General features: G+C 73.9%; 18 protein-coding genes. 8 read left to right on the plus strand and 10 right to left on the minus strand.

Translation table 11 applies throughout. The features are described 5' to 3' along the window. Positions 1-4 precede the first annotated feature (4 nt). The 4 genes from PKA89_RS03445 to PKA89_RS03460 all read left to right on the plus strand — a co-directional run bounded on the left by PKA89_RS03445 (position 5) and on the right by PKA89_RS03460 (position 7,144). A complete protein-coding gene (locus PKA89_RS03445; protein ID WP_324416639.1) occupies positions 5-2,959 on the plus strand; it encodes a multicopper oxidase domain-containing protein in 2,955 nt (984 codons plus the stop codon). A 65-nt stretch (positions 2,960-3,024) separates the two neighbouring features. After that, a complete protein-coding gene (locus PKA89_RS03450) occupies positions 3,025-3,525 on the plus strand; it encodes a hypothetical protein (protein WP_324416641.1) in 501 nt (166 codons plus the stop codon). Continuing rightward, positions 3,522-5,441, plus strand: a complete 1,920-nt coding sequence (locus tag PKA89_RS03455; protein WP_324416643.1) for a copper resistance protein CopC — start codon at positions 3,522-3,524, stop codon at positions 5,439-5,441. The genes PKA89_RS03450 and PKA89_RS03455 overlap by 4 nt, the downstream gene beginning before the upstream one ends. After that, complete coding sequence (locus PKA89_RS03460; RefSeq protein WP_324416644.1) at positions 5,438-7,144, plus strand: S8 family serine peptidase; 1,707 nt, start codon at positions 5,438-5,440, stop codon at positions 7,142-7,144. Before PKA89_RS03455 ends, PKA89_RS03460 begins: the two co-directional genes overlap by 4 nt. 21 nt (positions 7,145-7,165) lie before the next feature. On the opposite strand, the gene PKA89_RS03465 is transcribed toward PKA89_RS03460, so the two are convergent. Next, positions 7,166-8,179, minus strand: a complete 1,014-nt coding sequence (locus PKA89_RS03465) for a HAMP domain-containing sensor histidine kinase (RefSeq protein ID WP_324416645.1) — start codon at positions 8,177-8,179, stop codon at positions 7,166-7,168. A 34-nt stretch (positions 8,180-8,213) separates the two neighbouring features. Beyond that, positions 8,214-8,885, minus strand: a complete 672-nt coding sequence (locus PKA89_RS03470; protein WP_324416646.1) for a response regulator transcription factor — start codon at positions 8,883-8,885, stop codon at positions 8,214-8,216. Between the two features lie 340 nt (positions 8,886-9,225). Between PKA89_RS03470 and PKA89_RS03475 the strand changes: the two genes are divergently transcribed. Continuing rightward, positions 9,226-10,152 (plus strand): universal stress protein, encoded by a 927-nt coding sequence (locus PKA89_RS03475; protein WP_324416647.1) that lies wholly within the window; start codon positions 9,226-9,228, stop codon positions 10,150-10,152. A gap of 13 nt (positions 10,153-10,165) precedes the next feature. Here PKA89_RS03475 and PKA89_RS03480 read toward each other — a convergent pair whose 3' ends face one another. Genes PKA89_RS03480 through PKA89_RS03495 form a run of 4 tightly spaced genes read right to left on the minus strand, consistent with a single transcriptional unit; the run spans position 10,166 to position 13,313 of the window. Continuing rightward, positions 10,166-10,969 carry a PIG-L family deacetylase gene (locus PKA89_RS03480; RefSeq protein WP_324416649.1) on the minus strand — a complete coding sequence of 268 codons (804 nt, stop codon included), beginning with the start codon at positions 10,967-10,969 and terminating at the stop codon, positions 10,166-10,168. A gap of 25 nt (positions 10,970-10,994) precedes the next feature. Further along, entirely contained in the window at positions 10,995-11,981 is a 987-nt protein-coding gene (locus tag PKA89_RS03485; RefSeq protein WP_324416651.1) for a HEAT repeat domain-containing protein, read from the minus strand. 13 nt (positions 11,982-11,994) lie between these two features. After that, positions 11,995-12,753 carry a hypothetical protein gene (locus PKA89_RS03490; protein ID WP_324416653.1) on the minus strand — a complete coding sequence of 253 codons (759 nt, stop codon included), beginning with the start codon at positions 12,751-12,753 and terminating at the stop codon, positions 11,995-11,997. Further along, the gene (locus tag PKA89_RS03495; protein WP_324416655.1) at positions 12,750-13,313 is read right to left on the minus strand and encodes a hypothetical protein; all 564 of its coding nucleotides are present in this window, start codon (positions 13,311-13,313) and stop codon (positions 12,750-12,752) included. Before PKA89_RS03495 ends, PKA89_RS03490 begins: the two co-directional genes overlap by 4 nt. A gap of 178 nt (positions 13,314-13,491) precedes the next feature. Between PKA89_RS03495 and PKA89_RS03500 the strand changes: the two genes are divergently transcribed. The 3 genes from PKA89_RS03500 (at position 13,492) to malQ (ending at position 17,659) form a co-directional block, all read left to right on the plus strand. Next, complete coding sequence (locus PKA89_RS03500; RefSeq protein ID WP_324416657.1) at positions 13,492-13,812, plus strand: DUF3311 domain-containing protein; 321 nt, start codon at positions 13,492-13,494, stop codon at positions 13,810-13,812. Continuing rightward, positions 13,809-15,455 (plus strand): sodium:solute symporter, encoded by a 1,647-nt coding sequence (locus PKA89_RS03505; protein ID WP_324416659.1) that lies wholly within the window; start codon positions 13,809-13,811, stop codon positions 15,453-15,455. The genes PKA89_RS03500 and PKA89_RS03505 overlap by 4 nt, the downstream gene beginning before the upstream one ends. 65 nt (positions 15,456-15,520) lie before the next feature. Then, positions 15,521-17,659, plus strand: coding sequence for a 4-alpha-glucanotransferase (gene malQ, locus PKA89_RS03510; protein ID WP_324416661.1), 2,139 nt, complete (start codon positions 15,521-15,523; stop codon positions 17,657-17,659). A gap of 40 nt (positions 17,660-17,699) precedes the next feature. On the opposite strand, the gene PKA89_RS03515 is transcribed toward malQ, so the two are convergent. From PKA89_RS03515 to PKA89_RS03530, 4 genes are all read right to left on the minus strand, one after another. Next, positions 17,700-18,656, minus strand: a complete 957-nt coding sequence (locus tag PKA89_RS03515) for a hypothetical protein (protein ID WP_324416663.1) — start codon at positions 18,654-18,656, stop codon at positions 17,700-17,702. Between the two features lie 214 nt (positions 18,657-18,870). Next, positions 18,871-19,569 carry a type 1 glutamine amidotransferase gene (locus PKA89_RS03520; RefSeq protein ID WP_324416665.1) on the minus strand — a complete coding sequence of 233 codons (699 nt, stop codon included), beginning with the start codon at positions 19,567-19,569 and terminating at the stop codon, positions 18,871-18,873. Continuing rightward, the gene (locus PKA89_RS03525) at positions 19,569-20,273 is read right to left on the minus strand and encodes a VIT family protein (RefSeq protein ID WP_324416843.1); all 705 of its coding nucleotides are present in this window, start codon (positions 20,271-20,273) and stop codon (positions 19,569-19,571) included. Before PKA89_RS03525 ends, PKA89_RS03520 begins: the two co-directional genes overlap by 1 nt. A 43-nt stretch (positions 20,274-20,316) precedes the next feature. Beyond that, the gene (locus PKA89_RS03530; protein ID WP_324416667.1) at positions 20,317-20,625 is read right to left on the minus strand and encodes a 4a-hydroxytetrahydrobiopterin dehydratase; all 309 of its coding nucleotides are present in this window, start codon (positions 20,623-20,625) and stop codon (positions 20,317-20,319) included. Positions 20,626-20,681: the final 56 nt, after the last annotated feature.

A 20,681-nucleotide genomic window follows, 5' to 3' on the forward strand; every position in this document is an offset into this window, starting at 1 on the left:
GACGATGAACAAGCACCTTCGCACTGCCGCTCTCTCGACGCTCGCCGGTGGGGCCCTGGCGGCCCTCGGCCTGCTGCTCGGGCCGGCGGGGTCGGCCAGCGCGGCCGACGTCGACATCCACCTGGACGCGACCGTCGGGTCGACGACGCTGCCGACCAAGACCGGCACGACCTCCCTCACTGTCTGGGGCTACTGCCAGCGGACCGCCGCCGACACCCCGTGTGCCGCGGTGGACAAGCCCGGCGGGCCCACGCTCACCGTGAATGCCGGTCAGACGGTGACGGTCACGCTGCACAACGCGGTCGGCGAGGCCAGCTCGCTGTACTTCGGTGGGCAGCAGCTCGTCCCCGACACCACCGGTGCCGCGAACGGCGGCACGGCGACGTACTCCTTCACGGCGTCGCGTCCCGGGACCTACCTCTACGAGGCCGGCCTCACCGCGAACCACCAGCACCAGGTCGCGATGGGCCTCTACGGCGCCCTCGTGGTCCGCCCGTCGGCAGCGGGTCAGGCGTACGCCGACGCCGCGACCGCGTACGACTCCGAGCAGGTCATGGTGGTCAGCGAGATCGACCCCGCGCTCAACACCGCGGCGAACAAGGCGGCGTTCGACATGCGCGCCTTCACGCCCCGCTACCAGCTGATCAACGGCAAGGTGCACGCTGACAGCGACCCGGTGACCGCCGGCGCCGGTACCGACGTGCTCCTGCGGTGGGTCAACGCGGGCACCTTCTACCACTCGATGTCGGTCCTCGGCGCCGAGCAGCGGGTCGTCGCGTACGACGGCAGCCGCCTGCTCAACGGCACGATGGACATCTCGCGCCGGCTCGTGGCCGACACCTTCGGCCCCGGGCAGACGGCCGACGCCATCGTCACCGTCCCCTCGGGTCCGACGGCCCGCAAGCTGCCGGTCTACGACGCCAGCCTCACGCTGCACAACACGAACGCGGCGGGTCTGGGCGGTGCCCTCACGGTCATCGACGTCGCGGCGAACGGACAGCCCGTCGCGTCGTCCGGTCCGGTGACGAGCAAGGTCGCCTGGGCGGACGCGACGAACACCCTGTCGGCGCAGGTCACCGCGCTCGCGGGCAACCCGGCGGTCGACGCGGTCGAGTACCTCGTCGACACGACGGTCGGCACCGGCACGGCGATGACCGCCGGCGCCACGGCAGGCACGTACGAAGCCACCTACTCGACCCCGGCCGGCCAGCACATCCTCTACGTGCACGGCCACGAGACCGGCGGTGGCTGGGGCCCGTGGAGCTCGGTGCTCGTCCAGGGCTCGGACAACGTCGGCCCGACCACGACCGGCCTCACCCTGACCCCGGACCGCGGCAACGGCTCGGCGACCATCGGCATCTCGGCCACCGGCAACGACTCCGCCTCGGGCAACAGCGCGATCGGCGGCGCCGAGTGGTGGATCGACGGCGGGGCGCACTCGGGCATGACGCTCGAGACGACCGGACCGGTCGCGAGCCTCGTCGGCACCATCCCGGCGTCGGCCTTCACCGGCCTGGCGGACGGCGTCCACCTGGTGCACGTGCAGGCCACCGACGAGCCGGGCAACCCCGGTGACGTCGCCGACGTCCAGCTGACGGTGGACCGCGGGGCTCCGACGACGAGTGACCAGACGCTCACGCCCAACCCGAACAACGGTGCGCTGCCGGTCAACGGCTCCTCGCCGGCGGTTCGCCTCACCGCGACCGTCGAGGACCTGGCCTCGGGCGACGGCGGGACCTTCCCGACGGCGCAGAGCAGCATCGACAAGGCCGAGGCGTTCCTCGAGACCGCCGGGGCCAACGGCGCCGGTATCCCGATGGAGGCCGCCGACGGTGCGTACTCGTCGCCGACGGAGGCCGTCTACCTCGACATCCCGCTCGCCACGGTGCGCCTCATGTCGGAAGGCCCGCACACGGTCTACCTGCACGGGCACGACGCGGCCGGCAACTGGGGCCCGATGGTCAGCGTGGTCCTCACCGTCGACAAGACCGCACCGGTCGTCAGCGGGCTGTCTGTCACTCCGTCGCCGTCGGCGGGCGCGCCGAGCGTGACCCTCAGCGGCACGGCCACCGACCCGGCGGGGCTCACGGTCCTCGAGTGGTTCGCGGCGACCGACCCCGGTGTCGGCAAGGCGACGCCCATCACGGGCAACACCACCACCGGTGCGTTCTCGACCACCGTCGACACCTCGTCGCTCTCGGACGGCACGGTCGTGCTGACGGTGCGCGCCAGGGACGCGGCGGGCAACGTGACGGTCGGAAAGGTCCCGCTCGTGGTGACGCACTCCTTGGAGTACGCCACCGTGGCGTCGCCTCCGGTCGGCGTGGCCGGGACGGTACGCGACGTCTACCGCTACAACGGGACGACGACTATCCGCACCCCGCTCCCTGGCCTGCCCCCCAACGCCAACATCGACGCCTACAGCAGGGTCGACGCGACGCACTTCTACCTGTCGTTCTCGAACACCGTCACGCTGGCGGGTCTCGGCCAGGTGCAGCCGCGTGACGTCGTCTACCGCAACGGGAACAGCTGGATGCTGGCCTTCGACGGCAGCCGCTGGCGGGTCTTCAGCGCGAACGTCGACGCCATCGACGTCGTCGGCGGTCGGCTCTACCTGTCGGTCAACGACACCCGGATCCCGGGGTCGACCTCGACGCGGGGCAGCCAGTCCGACATCTACCGCTGGAACGGTCGCACCTCGTTCACCCGGGTTCTGGACACCTCGACCATCGGCATCCCCGACACCGCCAACGTCGACGGGTTCAACTGGCTCGGCGGCAGCAACTGGGCGTTCTCCTTCGCGGCGACGAACTCGACCGTCACCGGGTTCGCCACGGTGCCGGACGAGGACGTGGTCGTGCGCCGGAACGGTGTGTGGAGCACGTGGTTCGACGGGTCGGCCCACGGGTTGACCACGACGGACAACAACCGCGACCTCGAGGGCTTCACCCTTCCCTGACCACCGACCCGGGGCGCCGGCCACGAGACGACTCGTGGCCGGCGTCCCGACCCACAGGAGTGACCATGAGCACCGGAACCCTCACCGCGGCCCCCGTGGCGCCGTCGGCGCCGAGCCGGCGTCGCGTCGTCCTCGTCGCGGCGCTGCTCGTCCTCGCCCTCGCGGCGTTCTTCGGGGTGCGCGCCGTGATGGCCCACGCCGCCGACGTCCGCTCCGGCACCGAGGCGGTCTCGGCCGAGGAGTTCGGCGCCCGCACCGGCGCCAAGATCACACTGCTCGGCGTCACCGCCGGCGGCGGCATGATCGAGCTGCGCTACCAGGTGGTCGACCCCGACAAGGCCAGCCTGCTGCTCCACCAGGAGGACAAGCGACCGGTCCTCGTCGTCGAGGACACCGGGCAGACGCTCGCCATGGTGTCGCGCCCGCACAACCACAAGGCCGAGCTCAACCTCGGGGGCACCTACTTCTTCATCATGGCCAACACGCAGAACGCCATCAAGGACGGCACCAAGGTGACCGTCATCGTCGGTGACGTCCGCCTCGAGCACGTGGTGGCGCAGGCGTGACCTCGCCGACCCGGCCACCGTCCGTGACGCCCCCGGCGGCACGGGGTCGCCGGGTCCTGCCGCGCCTCGGGCAGGCCCTGCTCGTGGCCCTCCTCCTGCTCGTCGGGGCAGCGGGCGCCGCCTCGGCGCACGCCACGCTCGAGCGCTCCGACCCGCCCAACGGAGGCATGGTCGCGACCGGTCGGACGACGCTGACCCTCTGGTACGGCGAGTCCATCACCCCGAGCGCGAGCACGTTCACGCTCGAGGGCGACACGGCCAGGGTGCCGGTGACGGTCGCGGTCGACGCCGACAGGCGCGTCGTGCACCTCACGACGCCGCCCCTGGAGAAGGGGACCTACACGCTGTCCTGGGCCGTCGTGGCCGCCGACGGCCACCCGACCCGAGGCACCGTCGTCTTCGGCAGCGGCTTCCGGCCGGACGGGCTGCCAGGCTCGGACAGCGCCCTGCCGCCGCCCACCCCGGTGCTGCTTCGGTCGCTCGACCTCGGCGGTACCCTGCTGGCGCTCGGTTCCCTCCTGGCGCTGCGCCGGGTGGTGCCCCTACTGGGCCCGCTGTCGCGGCGCACGGGGCGTCGCGTGCTCACCCTCGGGGCAACGGGCGCAACCCTCGCCGTGGTCGCTGCCGTCGCCACACCGCTGGTCACGACCGCGTCCCAGGTCGGTGCGTCGGTGGGCTCGGGGGAGTGGACCGCCGCACTCGGTCAGGTCCTCCTCGACAGCACCTGGGGCCGGCTCTGGATCGCGCGCCTGCTCGCCCTCGTCGTCGCCTACCTCGCGCTCTGGACGGCCCGTCGCAGCGCCGCCCGAGGCGTCGCCCGGCCCGCACTCGTGGCGTCGGCCGCCCTCGTGGTCTCGGTCGCGCTCGACGCCTGGGCGGGACACGCCTCTGCCCTGCCCTCGGGAGTCGTGCTCGTCTGGGTCGCCGCGACGGCGCACGTGCTCGCCGCAGGGGTGTGGGCGGGCGGCCTGCTCGTGCTCGCCCTCGTCCTGCGTCCGCTGGCCCTCCTCGACCGCGACGGACGGGCCGGGGTCGCGCTCGCAGCGTGGCGCTCCTTCAGCCCCGTGGCGGCGGTGGCCTCGGGGACGCTGCTGGCCACCGGCGTCTTCGAGGCCGGGGCCCACGTGGGGACGTGGGCCGCCCTCTTCCGGGGCGTCTACGGACCGGCGGTCCTCGCCAAGGTGGCCGTGGTCGGGGTCGCCCTGGGGATCGCCGCCTACAACACCCTGGTGGTCAACCCGCGCGTTGCCGGGACCGTGGGCCGGGTGCTGGGTCTCGGCAGCGCCTGGCGTCCTCGTCCGCACCCCCTGCGCACCACCGTTCTCGTCGAGGGACTGGTCCTCGTGCTCGCCGTGGGGGTCGCGGCCGTCATGACCTCGGTACCGACGGCCCGAGAGGTGACCTCGGCCATCACCGCGGACGCCCCCCAGAGCGACCGGGTCGACGGGCTCTTCGTCACCGTCGACGCCGTCCCGACCGGGGAAGAGGTACGTCTCGTCGTCCGAGCCCAGGCGGTCGTCAAGCCGCTCGGGACGCCGGTCACCGGCGTCGAGGTCGGCGTGACCCGCGGTGTCGTCACCGCGCCGCGGAGCCTCGGCGAGCAGCGCGTGACGCTGACCCAGACCGAACCCGGCCGGTACGAGGCACGCATTCCCGACCCGGGCGTGCGTGACTGGACCGCCGAGGTCTTCCTCCACCGCGAGGGCGGACGCACCAGCGTCGTCCTGGCACCGTGGAGCTCGGGCACCGACTGGCCCGTCCTGCGGGTCGTCACGACGCTCGTCGCGCTCGGACTCATCCTCATGGTCACCTCCGGAGTGGTTCTCGTGCGCCGCCGGAAGCACCTCGACTATGTTCCTGCCGGTCCCCGCCGGAGCGAGGACCTGAGATCCCTGGAGAAGGTGGCGAGCAGATGAGGCCACGTCTGGCGACGTCCCTGGCCGTGGCGGCGCTGTCCGCCACGCTCGTGGTGCCCGCGGCGGCACCCGCGGGTGCCGCCGCCCCCGCCGCCCCCGCCGTCGAGGCGCTCCTCGCCGGGGTGGACCCCGACGCGACGGTGTCGGTCCTGGTCACTCTTCGCTCGGACGCCGCCTCACCCGCATCCCTCGCCGCAAAGGGCTCCGGCCGCTCGCGCCACGAGTCGCTCGTCCGCGGCCTGCGCGCGGCCGCCGAGGCGCGACAGCGGGGTGTCCGCGACGACCTCGACCGCCTGGCCCGTCGGGGCCGGGTCCGCAGCCAGGATCCCCTGTGGGTGACGAACGCCGTGGCCGTCAGGGCCACCCCGGATGCGGTGCGCGAGATCGCCGCACGTCCCGACGTCGCCTCGATCGTCCCCGACCGCGTCGTCATCACCTCGACCCTCCTGCCACCCGAGCCGAACATCGACGCGACGCACGCACCACAGCTGTGGGCCGGAGGCCGCACCGGGACCGGGGTGGTCGTCGCCAGCCTCGACTCGGGGGTGGACACGACCAACCCGGACCTCGCCGCGTCGTGGCGGGGCGGGACGAACTCGTGGTTCGACCCCTACGGGCAGCACGCCGCCCCGGTCGACCTCCTCGGGCACGGCACCTCGGTGATGGGCACGATGGTGGGAGACACGGACGCGGGCTCGCCGTACGGAATGGCCCCGGGGGCTCGGTGGGTCGCGGCGCGGATCTACGACGATGCCGGGGGCTCGACCCTGTCGGCCATCCACCAGGCCTTCCAGTGGCTGCTCGACCCGGACCACGACCCCGCCACCGACGACGCACCCGACGTCGTCAACCTGTCCTGGGTCCTCGGGACCGGGGCGGGGTGCGACCTCAGCCTGGAGCCGGACATCGCCGCCCTGCGCGCCGCGGGCATCCTCCCGGTGGCGGCCGCGGGGAACTTCGCCCCGTCGGCGACGGGGTCGAGCGCGAGCCCCGCCAACTACCCCGAGGTGCTCTCCGTCGGCGCCGTCACGGCGAACAACACGATCGCGTCGTTCTCGAGTACCGGGCCCTCGACGTGCGGCGGCCGCACGCGCGTCTTCCCCGACCTCGTCGCGCCGGGCAAGACGATCCTGGCCGCGGACAAGGGCGGGTCGTACGCCTACGTCGACGGCACCTCGATCGCGGCACCCCACGTCGCCGGCGCGGTCGCCCTGCTGATGCAGGACCGTCCGACCCTCACCCCGGACGCCCTGACGAGCGCGCTCACCGGCACCGCCCACGACCTCGGCGCGCCTGGACCGGACTCCACCTTCGGCGCCGGTCTCCTCGACGTCAGTGCCGCTGACGCCGAGTTCGGCCCCACCGGGGTCGTGGGGGACTTCGGGCTCACCGTCGACCGCCCGGGGGTGGCGATGGCCGGGTCGCGGTCCGCCGGTGTGGTGCTCAGGGTGCAACCCCGGGACGGGTTCACGGCGCCGACGACGCTGAGCCTCGAAGGGCTCTCGGCCGCCGAGGCGAACTGGTGGTTCGTGCCCCAGCAGCTGGGCTCGGGCCGGTGGACCTCCGCGCTGCGCATCCAGGCCCTCCCGCGGCTGTCTCCCGGCGTCCACCGGGTGACCGTGCGGGCCAAGGGCGGCGGCCGTGACCACACCGTGGTGCTGACCCTGCTGGTGATCCGGCCGCTCCATCGCGCGTGGCGCTGAGCACCGTCGCGGCCTGGTGGCTCACTCGGTCGGAACGGCCAGCGCCACCCTCGCCCCGCCCCGCCGCCCGTGGCCGGCGACCAGCCGACCACCCGCCGACCTCGCGATGGCCTGGACGATGCGCAGGCCGAACCCGGTCTGCGAGTACGCATCCCGGAGCTGCGACGAGACGTCCGAGCCCGGTCCGGCGTCGTCGTCGTAGAGGGCGGCCTGGCCCTCGTTGACCGAGGCGATGAGATCATCCGACATGCCGGAGCCCTCGTCCTCGACGCCCACCTCGACCAGGCCGTCGTGCACCTCGCTGAAGAGGCAGATGCGGTCTCCCGGAACGGTGTAGCGGACCGAGTTCTCCACGAGGGTGTCGAGGGCGGCGCGGAGGCGCTCCGGGTGGACGGGCACACTGCCGGCCTCGGCACGCACCACGAGGTCGCGGTCGACGACGACGGCCCACCGGCGGCGGACGTCCTCGAGCAGACCTTCGGAGTCGGCGGGCACGTCGGGGGCGCCGAGGTCGAGGGACACCGCGCGGACGAGGCGCTCGGAGAGCCGGGTCAGCTGGTCGAGCTCCTCGCGCACCGTCGTCAGGTCCTCCCGACGCGCGTCGTCGACCTCGCTGGCCACGAGGTGGTCGACGTACCCCCGGGCGATCGTCAGCGGGGTGCGCAGCTCGTGCGAGGTCATCCGGCCGAGCCGCTCCCGCGCACTGGACCTGCGCCGGTCGGCCCGGGCCAGGACCTCGGCCGCCTCGATCGCGGCATCACGACGGCGGACGTGGTAGGTGACCACGGCGGCCAGGACGACCGGTGTCACGACCTCGATCATCTCGACGGCCGGCAGGTCCCCGCGGTCGACGCGGGGGAACATGATGACCGCCGCGACGACCGCGAAGGCCACCACCGAGGTGACCGTGCGGACCACCGGCCAGGCACCGAAGCCGTAGAGGACCGCGAACGAGAGGATGACCAGCTCGATGGCGGCGAGCTCGACCGAGGGCACGAGCAGCATGAAGAGCCCGCACACGACGAGGATGCCCAACCAGAGCAGGAACAGGCCGCCGGCGCGGCGGGGGTCACGCCTCGGCGACGCAGTACCCGACACCACGGACGGTCTCGATCATCGTCGGGTTCGCGATCTTCGTGCGCAGCCGCCCGACGCACACCTCGAGGACGTTGCTCCCGGGGTCGAAGTCGTAGCCCCAGATGTCCTTGAGCAGCTCCTCGCGGGTGCAGACGTCGCCCTCGCGCCGCAGCAGGTAGGCGAGGACCGCCGACTCGCGCTCGCTCAGCGAGCGGACACCCTGCGGGGTGTTCAGCACGCGGCGACGGGTGTCGAGGCTCAGGTCGCCGTGGACGAGGTAGCGGCCGGACTCGGCGACCGAGCGGGGGACTCCGAGGTGCCGGTTGACGCGGGCGAGGAGCTCGGCGGTGACGAACGGCTTGGTGACGAAGTCGGTGGCGCCCTCGTTGATGGCCTGCACGCGGGTGCCCACGTCACCGACGCCGGAGAGCACGACGATGGGCGGCGGGTCCTCGAGCTTCTGGATCTGGCGCAGGACGGTCAGCCCGTCCATGCCCGGCATGACGAGGTCGAGGAGCACGAGGTCGACGGTGCGGCTGCGGACCGTCTGGCAGGCTTCGGCGCCGTCCGCTGCGGACAGCGGCCGGTGACCGGCAGCGACGAGGGTGCGGCTGAGCAGGGTGCGCAGGCGCACCTCGTCGTCGACGATGAGAATGTCAGCCATCCCCTGCTGCCTCTCATGACGTGTTCGTGACGTGAGGTTAACGGTCGGATGAGCCGCGCGTAAGCCTTTTCTGAGAATTGGCCGCCCGCTCTGGCGCGTCCCCGCAGGTGGGGGCAGGGTGGGCGTCGAGCCACGGGGAGAGACGTCCGGGCACTGTGCCCGGCCGACGGTCACGGCGACCACCCTGCATCGAGGGCGAGGCCCCTCGATGGTCGCCGTGACCGGCTCCGCGAGCGCCTCCGCGCGCCCTCGTGCGGGCCCTCGTCGGGGGCCGCCGTCGGGGGCCGCCGGTGTGAGCCACGAGACTGCGCCGTCGCCACCACCGGAGGACACTGGGGGCATGGCCGACGACGAGCTCTCGAGCAGGTCGGGCCACGACCCGCAGGGGTCGGCCCGGATGGTGGTGGCCGCCCTGGACGGCTCCTCCCACGAGGCGGCGGTGCTCGCCTGGGCGAGCGCCTTCGCGCTGCGCCACCACGTGGCGCACGAGCTCGTGCACGTCGTGGACGTGGGGGTCTCGCTGACGCCCTACGCCGTGATCGCCACCGAGGCGCCGTGGTTCGGCGAACAGCTCGAGGCGAGCACCCGGGCGCGCCTGGAGCAGCTCGCGGCGACCGTCCGGACGAAGCACCCCGACCTCGAGGTGCGGGTCCGGACCCCCTTCGGGTCGCCGTCCGGCGTCCTGGTCTCCCTCTCGGAGCGCGCCGCGGCGGTCGTCGTCGGCGCCTCCACCCACGACCGACTGGAGCGCCTGGTCCTCGGCTCGACCGCGCTCGCGGTCGTGGCCCACGGGCACGGCACGGTCGTCGTCGTGCCCGAGTCGCTGCCGCCGGTGGAGCCGCACCGGGTGGTCGTCGGAGCCGACGGCAGCGACGCCGGGGGCCGGGCCCTCGCCGCGGCGGTCGAGGAGGCCGCGACGGTCGGCGGAAGCGTCACGGCCGTCACCGCCTGGACCCTCGAGATCGAGGACGGGATCGTCGTCACCGAGCCGGGCAGCGCCCGGTGGGCGCGGGTCGAGAGCCGCCTCGCCGAGGCGACGCGCGGGGCCCTCGAGGCCGCCCGTGCCGCGCACCCCGACGTCGCGGTCGACGTCCTCGTGCGCAACGAGAAGCCGGCCACCGCCCTGCTCGCCGTCGCCGCCGAGCGTGGGGCCGACCTCGTCGTCGTCGGCCGTCGGGGACGTGGCGGCTTCACGGGCCTGCTCATGGGCAGCGTGAGCCGGACGGTCGTGCAGCGCTCGAGCGTGCCGGTCGCGGTCGTCCACTGACCGCGCGGGCCACCTACTCCGCGACCGGGTCGAACGGCCAGCCGTCGACCATCCCGGCCGGGCGGCCCGGCTCGAGGTAGTGCTCGTGGCCGAAGACCGCGGCGAAGACCTCGGGCGGCATCGCGAGCATCATCCCGACGTCGCTCGTCTGGCTGGCGTGCGCGGAGAGCGCGGCGCGCTTGCGCTCGATCCGGTCGGTGACGTCGACCCGCCAGTGCAGCTCGGCCTCGGGGGTGCCCATCGGGTTGCCGTCGTCCATGGGGCGGTCGGGGTCCCAGTCGTCGTCGCGGCCGGCGGCCCGGGCCGCCTCGTACATGCGCCGCATCGCGTCGCGGTTCATCGAGGACTCCAGGACCCGCGGGCGGCGGGCCGCGAGCTCCGCGGCCCGGTGGAGGACCCGGTGCACCTGGACGTGGTCGGGGTGGCCGTAGCCGCCGTGCCAGTCGTAGCCGACGAGCACGTCCGCGTCCTCGTCGTCGAGGACCTCGACGACCCGGCGCGCGGCCTCGTCGACGTCCGCGCCGGTGAAGGCGCCGTCGTGGGCGTTCTGCTCCCAGCCGGTCATCCCGGAGTCGGCGTAGCCGAGCCACTCGACCCGGTGCAGCCCGATCGCCGCGGCCGAGGCGGCGAGCTCGCGGCGGCGACGGTCGACGACGGTCTCGCCGGGGCCGAGGTCGTCGGGGGCGGTGCCGTGGTCGCCATTGGTCGCGACGACGAGGACCACCCGGTGCCCCTCGTCGACCGCTCGGGCCATCGTGCCGGAGGTCTGCGAGGCCTCGTCGTCGGGGTGGGCGTGGAGGAAGACGATCGTCGACACGTGCCCATCATGCAGGCCGGGTCCGTCACTCCCTCGGCCGGGCGGGCGGCGGGGTGGCCCGCGCGGCGCGGGTCGAGGGGAGCCCGACGAGCGCCTCGTCGACCGTGAGCCGCCCGGTGGCGGTGTCGACGCTGCCGGCGACGCGCACGGGTGCGCCGTACGGGGCTCGCGACTCGTCGACGACGAAGGAGACGACGTTGCCCTCGGTCGACGTCGTGCCGCCGTGGACGAGCGTGCCGTCGGGCCGGACCAGCCACAGGCGGCCCCCGTCGCGGGGGTCGGCGAGCAGGTACGCGTCGAGGCTGTAGCGCTCCGAGCAGACCCGCTCGCGCAGCAGCGCCCCGAGCAGTCGTGGCGCGTCGAGCACCTCCGGGACCGCGCGTCCGCGCAGGCCCGCGTCGAGGACCAGCGCGCCCGGGTGGCCGGAGCACACGAACGGGTGCACCGAGGCCCGAGTCAGGGCGAGGTCGGGCAGCTCGCGCTCGGCCGAGGCGAGGATGGTGCGCTTGGGCATCCTGCCGCCACGCGTGAACTCGATGCTCCGGCCGCGGGAGCGCGACCAGCGGGTCATCGGCTCCGGCTCGACCAGTGCCTCGCTCAGCCCGTGCCGGTAGCCGACGAGCGTGCGGGCCATCCGCACCTCACGGCCGAGGACCGAGGCGGGGTCGACGGCCAGGCGGCCCAGGACCTCGAGGGCGCCGGCGTCGCCGACCCGGCCGAGCGCGCCGACGACGCGGCGTAGCACGATCGGGCTGTCGGTGGCGAGCGACGCCTCGAGGGCGTCCTGGGTGGCCCGGCCGGGCAGCCGGCCGAGGACGACCGCGGCCCGGGCGCGCACCCGGTCGTCACCGTGGCCCACGACGAGGTCGCGGCTCACGGCCGGCAGCGCCGAGGCGTCCCGTCGGGCCAGGACGGCGAGGCTCTCGCGGGCGACGTCGGGGCGGGTGGCCCGAGCCAGCCGGGCGAGCGCGGCGTCGGTGCGGTGGTCGAGGGGTGTGGTGTCGGTGGGCATGGGTGCTCCTTCCTCAGGCGCCGGCGCGGACCTGGCAGCGCCCGCGCATCGTCGAGCCCTGCGAGGTCGTGAGCAGCACCGAGCTGCGCGTGCTGACCGCGCACCGGGTCTGGGCCATGAGGTTCTCGCGGGCGGTCGTGTCGGTGGGGCAGCTGTCCCCGTGGTTGTGCGACAGGTCGAGGAAGTGGCCGAGCTCGTGGGCCATGGTCCGCGAGAAGCCCTCCGCGTCACGGTTCACCTCGCCGCCGACCAGCCCGTCGTCCTTGCCGCCCTTGCCGCAGTCGCCGGGGACGGGGGAGATGCCGACGAAGTCGGAGTCGCTGATGGTGCGGACGATGAACATGTCGACGCCGTCGTTCGACACGCTCCACTCGTCGGAGAGGCTGTCCGCCTCGGACTCGCTGCCGAGGTCGTCGCGGCCGTTGGAGTCGGCCGCGGTGACCCAGAAGTACTGCACCCGGCCGAGGCCGAGCTGGCGGGTCGCGTAGATCTGACGGGTGCGGTGCACGCCGTAGTCCACCTTGTCGTCGGCGGCGGCCAGGTCGGCGACCGACAGCAGGTCGAGGCCGACCTCGACGAGGTTGAGGTGGACGTGCCCGCGGGAGAGCCCGTCGAAGGCCTGGGACAACGAGACCTCGACCGGGGTGGAGGTCGCCGGGTCGGTCGGTGGCGTGCCGCGCCAGAAGCCGAGGACCTCCCGCATCACCGAGAGGTCCGCGGTGCCGCCGAGGCCCATCGCCGACATCGCCTGGCGCACGGAGGCGACGGTCACGGCCCGACCCGCCCCTCGAGGTCGGTCACGCGGGCGGTCAGCGCGGTGACCTGGCTCTGCAGCGACGCGATGACCGTGGCGACGTCCTGGCCGGCGACGCTGAGCGAGCCGGGGACGCTCACGCGCCCCTCGATCTGCACGCCACCGACGTAGTCCCGGTTGAAGTTGACGACGAGCGTGTCCTCCCAGGCGTGCACGAGCGCGCGGCGGAACGGGCTGCGGCGCACGGGACGCAGGACGCCGGTCGTGCGCCGGCGCTCGGCGCCGCCGTCGAGCATGAGGTCGGTGCCGAACTGCTGGACCACCCGCGAGGCGACGACGAGCCAGTCCCCGTTCGAGGCCCCGCGCGCCGTCCTGAGGTCGTTGATCGTCACGCCCCCGGGGTAGTCGCGGTCCCAGTTGAGCGTCAGGCCGTCGTCGAAGTCGTGGACGAGCGCCCGCCGGCAGGGCGTGTTCGTCTTGCGGCGCCACGGGGCGTCGAGCATGAGGTCGTTGCTCGCGGCCTTCGTGACGGCGGCCTCCAGGTGGATCCAGTCGCCGTCGAACCTGATGTCGGTCATCGTCTCGCCCTCTCCTGGTGCGGGTGTCGCCAGGAGGAGGAGGGGCGCGCGCGTGGTGATACGCCCGGGTCGCCGCGGATCGCGCGCACGCAACCCCCACAGGGGCCCCACGAGTCCCTACGGTGTCTCGTGGTTCCGGCCGCCCGACCGGAGGACCCGGGGGAACGAGGAGGTTTCCATGAGCGCCACCGAGATCGGAGACGACGGCCCGCGCGGCGAGGTCGTCGACCACGACACCGTCCCACCTGCGAACAAGGGGCTGCTCGCCGTCGCCGGCGTCCTGCTCCTCGTGCCGGTCGTCGCGCTGCTGTGGGTCGGCAGCTACAGCCGGGTCGACCCCAAGCTCGGGCCGTTCCCGTTCTTCTTCTGGTACCAGTTCCTCTGGGTGTTCCTCTGCTCGGCGATGACGTACTCCGCCTACCGCATCGTCCTCGTGGCCCGTCCGCACCGGTCGATGGCCGACACCGACGACGCCGACGGCACCGGGGCGCGCTCGTGAGCGGGGTCAACGGCGTCGCCCTCGCCGTGCTCGTCCTGCTCTTCCTCCTCGTCACCGGGATGGGCTTCTGGGCCACCCGCTGGCGCCGCCCCACCTCGATGGAGTCCCTCGACGAGTGGGGGCTCGGCGGCCGCTCGTTCGGCACGTGGATCACGTGGTTCCTGCTCGGCGGCGACCTCTACACCGCGTACACGTTCGTCGCGGTCCCCGCGGCGATGTTCGCGGCCGGGTCGGTCGGGGGGTTCTTCGCCGTGCCCTACACGATCGTGCTCTACCCCATCATCTTCGTCTTCATGGGCCGCCTGTGGTCGGTGAGCCACCGGCACGGGTACGTCACGACGGCCGACTTCGTCCGCGGCCGGTTCGGCTCGCGCGGTCTCTCCCTCGCCGTGGCCGTCACCGGGTTCCTCGCGACCATGCCCTACATCGCGCTGCAGCTGGTCGGGATCCAGGCGGTCCTCGAGGTCGCCGGGCTCGGCGGTGGGGACAGCGTCCTGGCCAAGGACCTGCCGTTGTTCATCGCCTTCGCGCTGCTCGCCGCCTACACGTACTCGAGCGGTCTGCGGGCCCCGGCGGTCATCGCCTTCGTCAAGGACACCCTGATCTACCTCGTGATCATCGTCGCGATCGTCTACCTGCCCTCGAAGGTCGGCGGGTGGGACCACGTGTTCTCGGCGGCGGAGCAGAAGATGACGACGCCTTCCGCCGACGGGAAGCCGACGGGGGCGTTCATCCCGGCCGCCACCCAGCACTGGGCGTACGCGACCCTCGGCCTCGGCTCGGCGCTCGCCCTGTTCATGTACCCGCACTCGATCACGGCCAGCCTGTCGTCCCAGTCGCGGAACACGGTGCGGCGCAACGCCTCGATCCTGCCGGCCTACAGCTTCGTGCTCGGCCTGCTCGCACTGCTCGGGTGGGTCGCCATCGCGGCGGGGACGAAGCCGATCGGCCTGGACGGCAAGCCGAACGCCCAGCTGGTCGTCCCGCAGCTCTTCGAGGACATGTTCCCCTCGTGGTTCGCCGGGGTCGCCTTCGCGGCCATCGCCATCGGCGCCCTCGTGCCAGCGGCGATCATGTCGATCGCCGCGGCGAACACCTTCACCCGCAACATCTACAAGGAGTGGCTCAAGCCGGACGCCACGGTGCAGCAGGAGGCCCGGGTCTCCAAGCTCGTCTCGCTCGTCGTCAAGGCGTTCGCGCTCGTGTTCGTCCTCGTGCTCGACAAGCAGAACGCGATCAACTTCCAGCTGCTCGGCGGCATCTGGATCCTCCAGACCTTCCCGGCGGTCGTCCTCGGGCTGTACACGCGCTGGCTGCACCGGTGGGCGCTGACGGCCGGCTGGGCGGTCGGCATGGTCTACGGGACGTGGCGCGCGTACGAGGTGACCAACCCGCGCGCCGGGGTGGACCACTTCGGTGGCTCGCTGGACCCGATCCCGGTCATCGGGGACCTCGGCTACATCGCGATGACCGCGTTCGTCGTCAACCTGCTCGTCGCGGTCGTGGGCACCGTCGTGCTCCGGGCGCTCAAGGCGCCGGCCGGCGAGGACGAGACGATCCGCGGCGACTACTTCGCCGACGAGGGCGACCCGCGGGTCCAGAAGGTGCTCCAGCCGCTGCACCAGGAGGCTCCCAACCCCTGACCCCCACCGGGCGGCGGGCACGGGCCGGGGTTCGTGCCCGCCACCGGCGTTGGCAGGATGGGCGCATGCAGCCCACCCCCTCGCCCCGGCTCGTCGAGCTCGCCCAGGCCCACGGGGTGGCCACCGACTACTGGGACTGGGTGGGTCAGCACGTCACGGTGTCGGCCGACTCGATCCGCGCGGTCCTCGCGGCGCTCGGGGTCGACGCCGCGGACGACGCGGCCGTCGAGTCCGCCCTCGCCGAGCACGCCGACGCGCCGTGGCGGCGCACGCTGCCGCCGACCGTCGTCGTCCGGGCCGGGCGCGGCGGCCGGGTGCCCGTGCACGTCCCGGCGGGCTCGGGGGTCCGGCTGCACGTCGAGCTCGAGGACGGCGGTCGGCGCGAGGCGGAGCAGGTCGACCGGTGGGTGCCGGACCGCGTCGTCGACGGCGCCCCGGTGGGGGAGGCCACCTTCGAGGTGCCCGTCGACCTCCCGCTCGGCTGGCACCGGCTCGTCGCCGACGTGGACGCCACGCCGCTCGACCCGACGACGACGGCGGCGACCCTCGTCGTCACCCCGGAGCGCCTCGAGCTGCCCGAGCCGGTCGCCTCGCAGCGCGTCGTCGGCCTGATGGCCCAGCTGTACCAGGTGCGCTCGGCCCGGACCTGGGGCGTCGGCGACCTGCGCGACCTCGCCGACCTCGCGACCTGGGCCGCCGCGGCCCACGACGCCGACTTCGTCCTCGTCAACCCCCTGCACGCCGCCGAGCCGGTCGTGCCGATGGAGCCCTCGCCCTACCTGCCGACGACGCGGCGGTTCGTCAACCCGCTCTACCTCCACGTCGAGGACGTCCCCGAGGTGGCCTCGCTCGACGCCACGGCGCACCGGCGCTACCTCGCCCTCGCGGCCCGCGGGCGTGCGCTGTCGACCGGCGACGGGGCGGACCGCATCGACCGCGACGCGGCGTGGACGGTCAAGCGCGAGGCGCTGCGGCTCGTCCACGACGCGGGGCTCACCGGCTCGCGTGCCGCCGCGTTCGCCGCGTACTGCGCTCGCGAGGGCGAGGGGCTGGAAAGGTTCGCCACGTGGTGCGCGCTCGCCGACGTGCACGGACTGCCGTTCACCGCGTGGCCGGCCGACCTCCAGGAGCCGGACGGTCCGGCGGTGCAGGCGTTCGCGGCGGAGCACGCGGACGACGTCGACTTCCACCGCTGGATGCAGTGGCTCCTCGAGGAGCAGCTCGGGTCCGTGCAGCGGGAGGCCCGCGCGGCGGGGATGTCGCTCGGGGTCGTCCACGACCTCGCCGTCGGGGTGCATCCCGTCGGCGCCGACGCGTGGGGGCTCGGCGACGCCCTGGCCCGCGGGGTGACCGTCGGGGCGCCGCCGGACCAGTTCAACCAGCTCGGGCAGAACTGGAGCCAGCCGCCGTGGCGCCCGGACCGGCTCGCCGAGCTCGGGTACGCGCCCTTCCGCGACATGGTGCGCACCGTCCTGCGCGACTCCGGTGGCCTGCGGGTCGACCACATCCTCGGGCTGTTCCGGCTGTGGTGGATCCCGACCGGCGGCTCGCCGGCCGAGGGGACCTACGTCTACTACGACCACGAGGCGCTGGTCGGCATCCTCGTCCTCGAGGCCCAGCGCGCGGGCGCGGTCGTCATCGGGGAGGACCTCGGCGTCGTCGCGCCCAACGTGCGCGACGTGCTCGTCGAGCGCGGGCTGCTCGGCACCTCCATCCTCTGGTTCGAGTGGGACGGCGACACCGTGCGTGCACCGGAGGCGTACCGCGACCTGTGCCTCTCGTCGGTGACCGTGCACGACCTGCCGCCCACCGCGGGCTACCTCACGCTCGAGCACGTCACCGTCCGGGAGGCGCTCGGGCTGCTGACCCGTCCCGTCGAGGAGGAGCGCGCCGTCGAGGAGGCGGCGATCGGGCGGGTCCGCGTGGCACTCGAGGAGCGTGGTCTCCTCGCGCCGGGGGCGGACGTCGACGAGACCGTCGTCGCCCTGCACCGGTGGCTCGCGCTGACCCCCAGCCGGATGCTCGCCGTCGCCCTGCCCGACCTCGTCGGCGACCGGCGGGCCATCAACCAGCCCGGGACGAACGACGAGTACCCCAACTGGCGCCTGCCGCTCGCCGGGCCGGACGGCGCGCCGGTCGACCTCGACGACATCCGCGAGGCTCCGCTCGTCGAGCCCCTCTTCGCCGCCCTCCGCGGCGACTGACCCGGCTTGATCCCCTGCTACGCCGCAGTACTGGCTGTGATCACGACCAGTACTGCGTCGTAGCACGCGATGCCGTGAGCGGGGGACGCGGACGTCGGCCGGCGCTGGACCAGGCCTGCTCGATGCGGGCGAGGACGGCTCTCCCATCGGAGCGGATCTGTCGCGGCGTGACCCCGACGACCACGGCGCCGGCGGCGACGAGGTCGGCGTCGGAGGAGACCGTGGCGTCCCAGTCGTCCCCGTTCGCGTGGTGGCGGCGCGAGTGGACCATGACCGCCATCGCGACGTCGTCCAGCCAGGCGTCAGGCGTCGTGAGACGCACCCCCCGGGCGTCGTGCAGCTCCGGGTTGGGCCACGCGTCGGGGAGGACGGCGGAGGTGCGCATGAGGTCGAGCAGGTCGTGCTCGGGAACCGACCACGCTCCCGACCCGGCCGCCTGGAGCGCCACGAGCACCGGAGCGGCGTCGCGGGGGCGGAGGCGGTAGACCCATTCGGCCAGCGCGTCGAGCGTGGTGAGCCGTCGCTGCACGGCCTCGATGAAGAGCGCCTCTCGGTCACGGGGGGAGCGTGCTGCGCGGGCCGCGTCGACGACCGAGCGCGCCACGGACGACATCAGCAGGCCGTCACGTTCGACCGGGCGATCGTCGAGCAGTGTGCGCCGGGCCGTCGCGAACCCGGCGACGCGGCTGCGGCGGGGCGCCGGGACGAGCAGCTCGACGGAGTCCTGCTCCGCGAGCGAGCCGAGGCCGTGAAGGCGTGCCGCGGTGCGACCGGCGAGCGCCGCCCCCGGTCCGGCCCAGAGCAGGCCCGCGCGCAGGCGCTGACGCGGCGTCGGCTGCTCGCGGGAGAGCAGGTAGACCCGCGGGAGGACCACCCGCCAGGACCGGCCGGCGTTCCAGCGGATGGTGCTGGCCGTCACACCGGCACGGACCAGCTGGGATCGGGTGGCCAGCAGGTCCTGACGGGCGAGGAGCTCGCTGAGGTCGGGTGTCGTCATCGGTCGACCGTCGTCCCGTGGCTCGGCAGCGGGCAAGGGGCACGGGTCAGCCTGTGGATGGACGACGCCGACGGAGCGCCTGTGGACATCGATGCCGAGAGCCGGCCACATCCCGGGCTACGGCGCAATAACTGTCGTCATCGCAGCAGATACTGCGGCGTAGCACGCGATGTAGATGGGGGTGGGGGGTGGCGGCGGCGACTGGCCGCTCCGGTCAGGCGAGCTGGGCGGCGAAGCGCTCGGCGAGCGGCTGCCACGCGCCGCGCAGTGCGTCCCGTGCGGCGGTGACGTCGGCGAGGGCCGCCGGACCGTCCGCCTCCTCGGGCTCGGAACGCATCCAGTCGGCGAACACCTCCGGCGAGGTCTCGGGATGGAACTGCACCGACCACGCCCGCAGCCCGAGCCGCAGCGCCTGCGGACGCCCGTCGGGCAGCCGGGCCAGCACGCTCGCCCCCGGCGGGACCTGGAGGACGACGTCGTCGTTGAAGTGCACGGCGGGCGCGCCGAGCGTGCCGGCCAGCAGCGGGTCGCCCATCCCGTCGGTCGTCAGCGCGACCGGGACGACCCCGAGCGTCCGGCCGGCCGGGTTGCGGCCCGCCCGCCCGCCGAGCGCGACAGCCGCCAGCTGGTGGCCGAGACAGACCCCGAGCACCGGCTCGCCGGCCCGTGCGGTGTCGCGCAGGAGCGTCTTGGTCGGGCCGAGCCACGGGTGCTCGGCGTCGTCGTTCGCGCCCATGGACCCGCCGAGGACGACGAGCCCGTCGTGGCCGCCGTCGGCCAGGCGCGCCGGCACCGGCTGGCCGAGGTCGCCCCGGACGACGGTGAGCCGCAGCCCCAGCGCCTCCCACCACTCGCCGAGCCAGGCGAGGGGGGCGTCCGGTTCGTGCTGGACGACGAGGAGCGACCTCGCCATCACCCGACCTGGGTGCCGACGAGCGAGCCGATGGCGTAGGTGACGACCATCGCCACGAGCCCGCCGACGACGACCCGGACCGTGGCCCGGCGCGCGTCGGCGTCGCCGAGGCGGGCGCTGAGCAGCCCGGTGCCGGCGAGCGCGAGGACGACGGCCACGACCGTCACCGGCACCCGCCAGCCGGTCGGGGGCAGGACGATGGCGAGCAGCGGCAGCAGCGCACCGACGGTGAACGCGACCATCGAGGCCCACGCGGCGTGCCACGGGTTCGTGAGGTTCTCCGGGTCGATGCCGAGCTCGACCTCGGCGTGCGCGGCGAGCGCGTCGTGGGCGGTGAGCTCGACGGCCACCTGGCGCGCGAGGTCGGGGGAGAGGCCCTTGCCCTCGTAGATGCCGCTCAGCTCGGCGAGCTCGGCCTCGGGCTCCTCGCGCAGCTCGCGGACCTCCTTGGCGATGAGGGCGCGCTCGGAGTCGCGCTGCGTGCTCACCGAGACGTACTCGCCGACGGCCATGCTCATCGCCCCGGCGGCGAGTCCGGCGAGCCCGGCCGTGAGGACCGCGCCGCGGCTCGTCGTGGCTGCGGCGACGCCGATGACGAGGCCGGCGGTGGACACGATGCCGTCGTTGGCCCCGAGCACCCCGGCCCGCAGCCAGTTGAGCCGGCCGGCGAACGACTTGTCGTGCGCCTCGTCGTGCGACGCCAGGGCGGCCTCGGCCGCCGCGGGGTCGACCTGCTCCGGACGGGCCTCAGCCACCGAGCTCGGCCCCCTCGGCGCGGGCCGCGGCGTTGATGCGGTGCGCGAGCTCGACGTCGAGCTGGGTCAGGCCGCCGGCGTCGTGGGTCGTGAGCAGCCAACGCGTCGTGCGCCACCGGATGTCGATGTCCGGGTGGTGGTTCATCTGCTCGGCCTCGTCGGCCACGGCGACGACGAGGCGCACCGCCGCCGGGAAGTCGGGGGCCTGGATCGTCGCGACGATGGCGTCGCCCTCGCGCGCCCAGCCGGGCAGGTCGGCGAGCTGGCGGGTCACCTCGTCGTCGGTGAGGAGTCGGCTCATCCCGCCATCATCGACCACGGGCGACCCGCCTGGCACCTCAGGGGAGCCTCACCGGG

This window comes from Phycicoccus sp., assembly GCF_035325325.1.
Lineage (GTDB): Bacteria > Actinomycetota > Actinomycetes > Actinomycetales > Dermatophilaceae > Phycicoccus.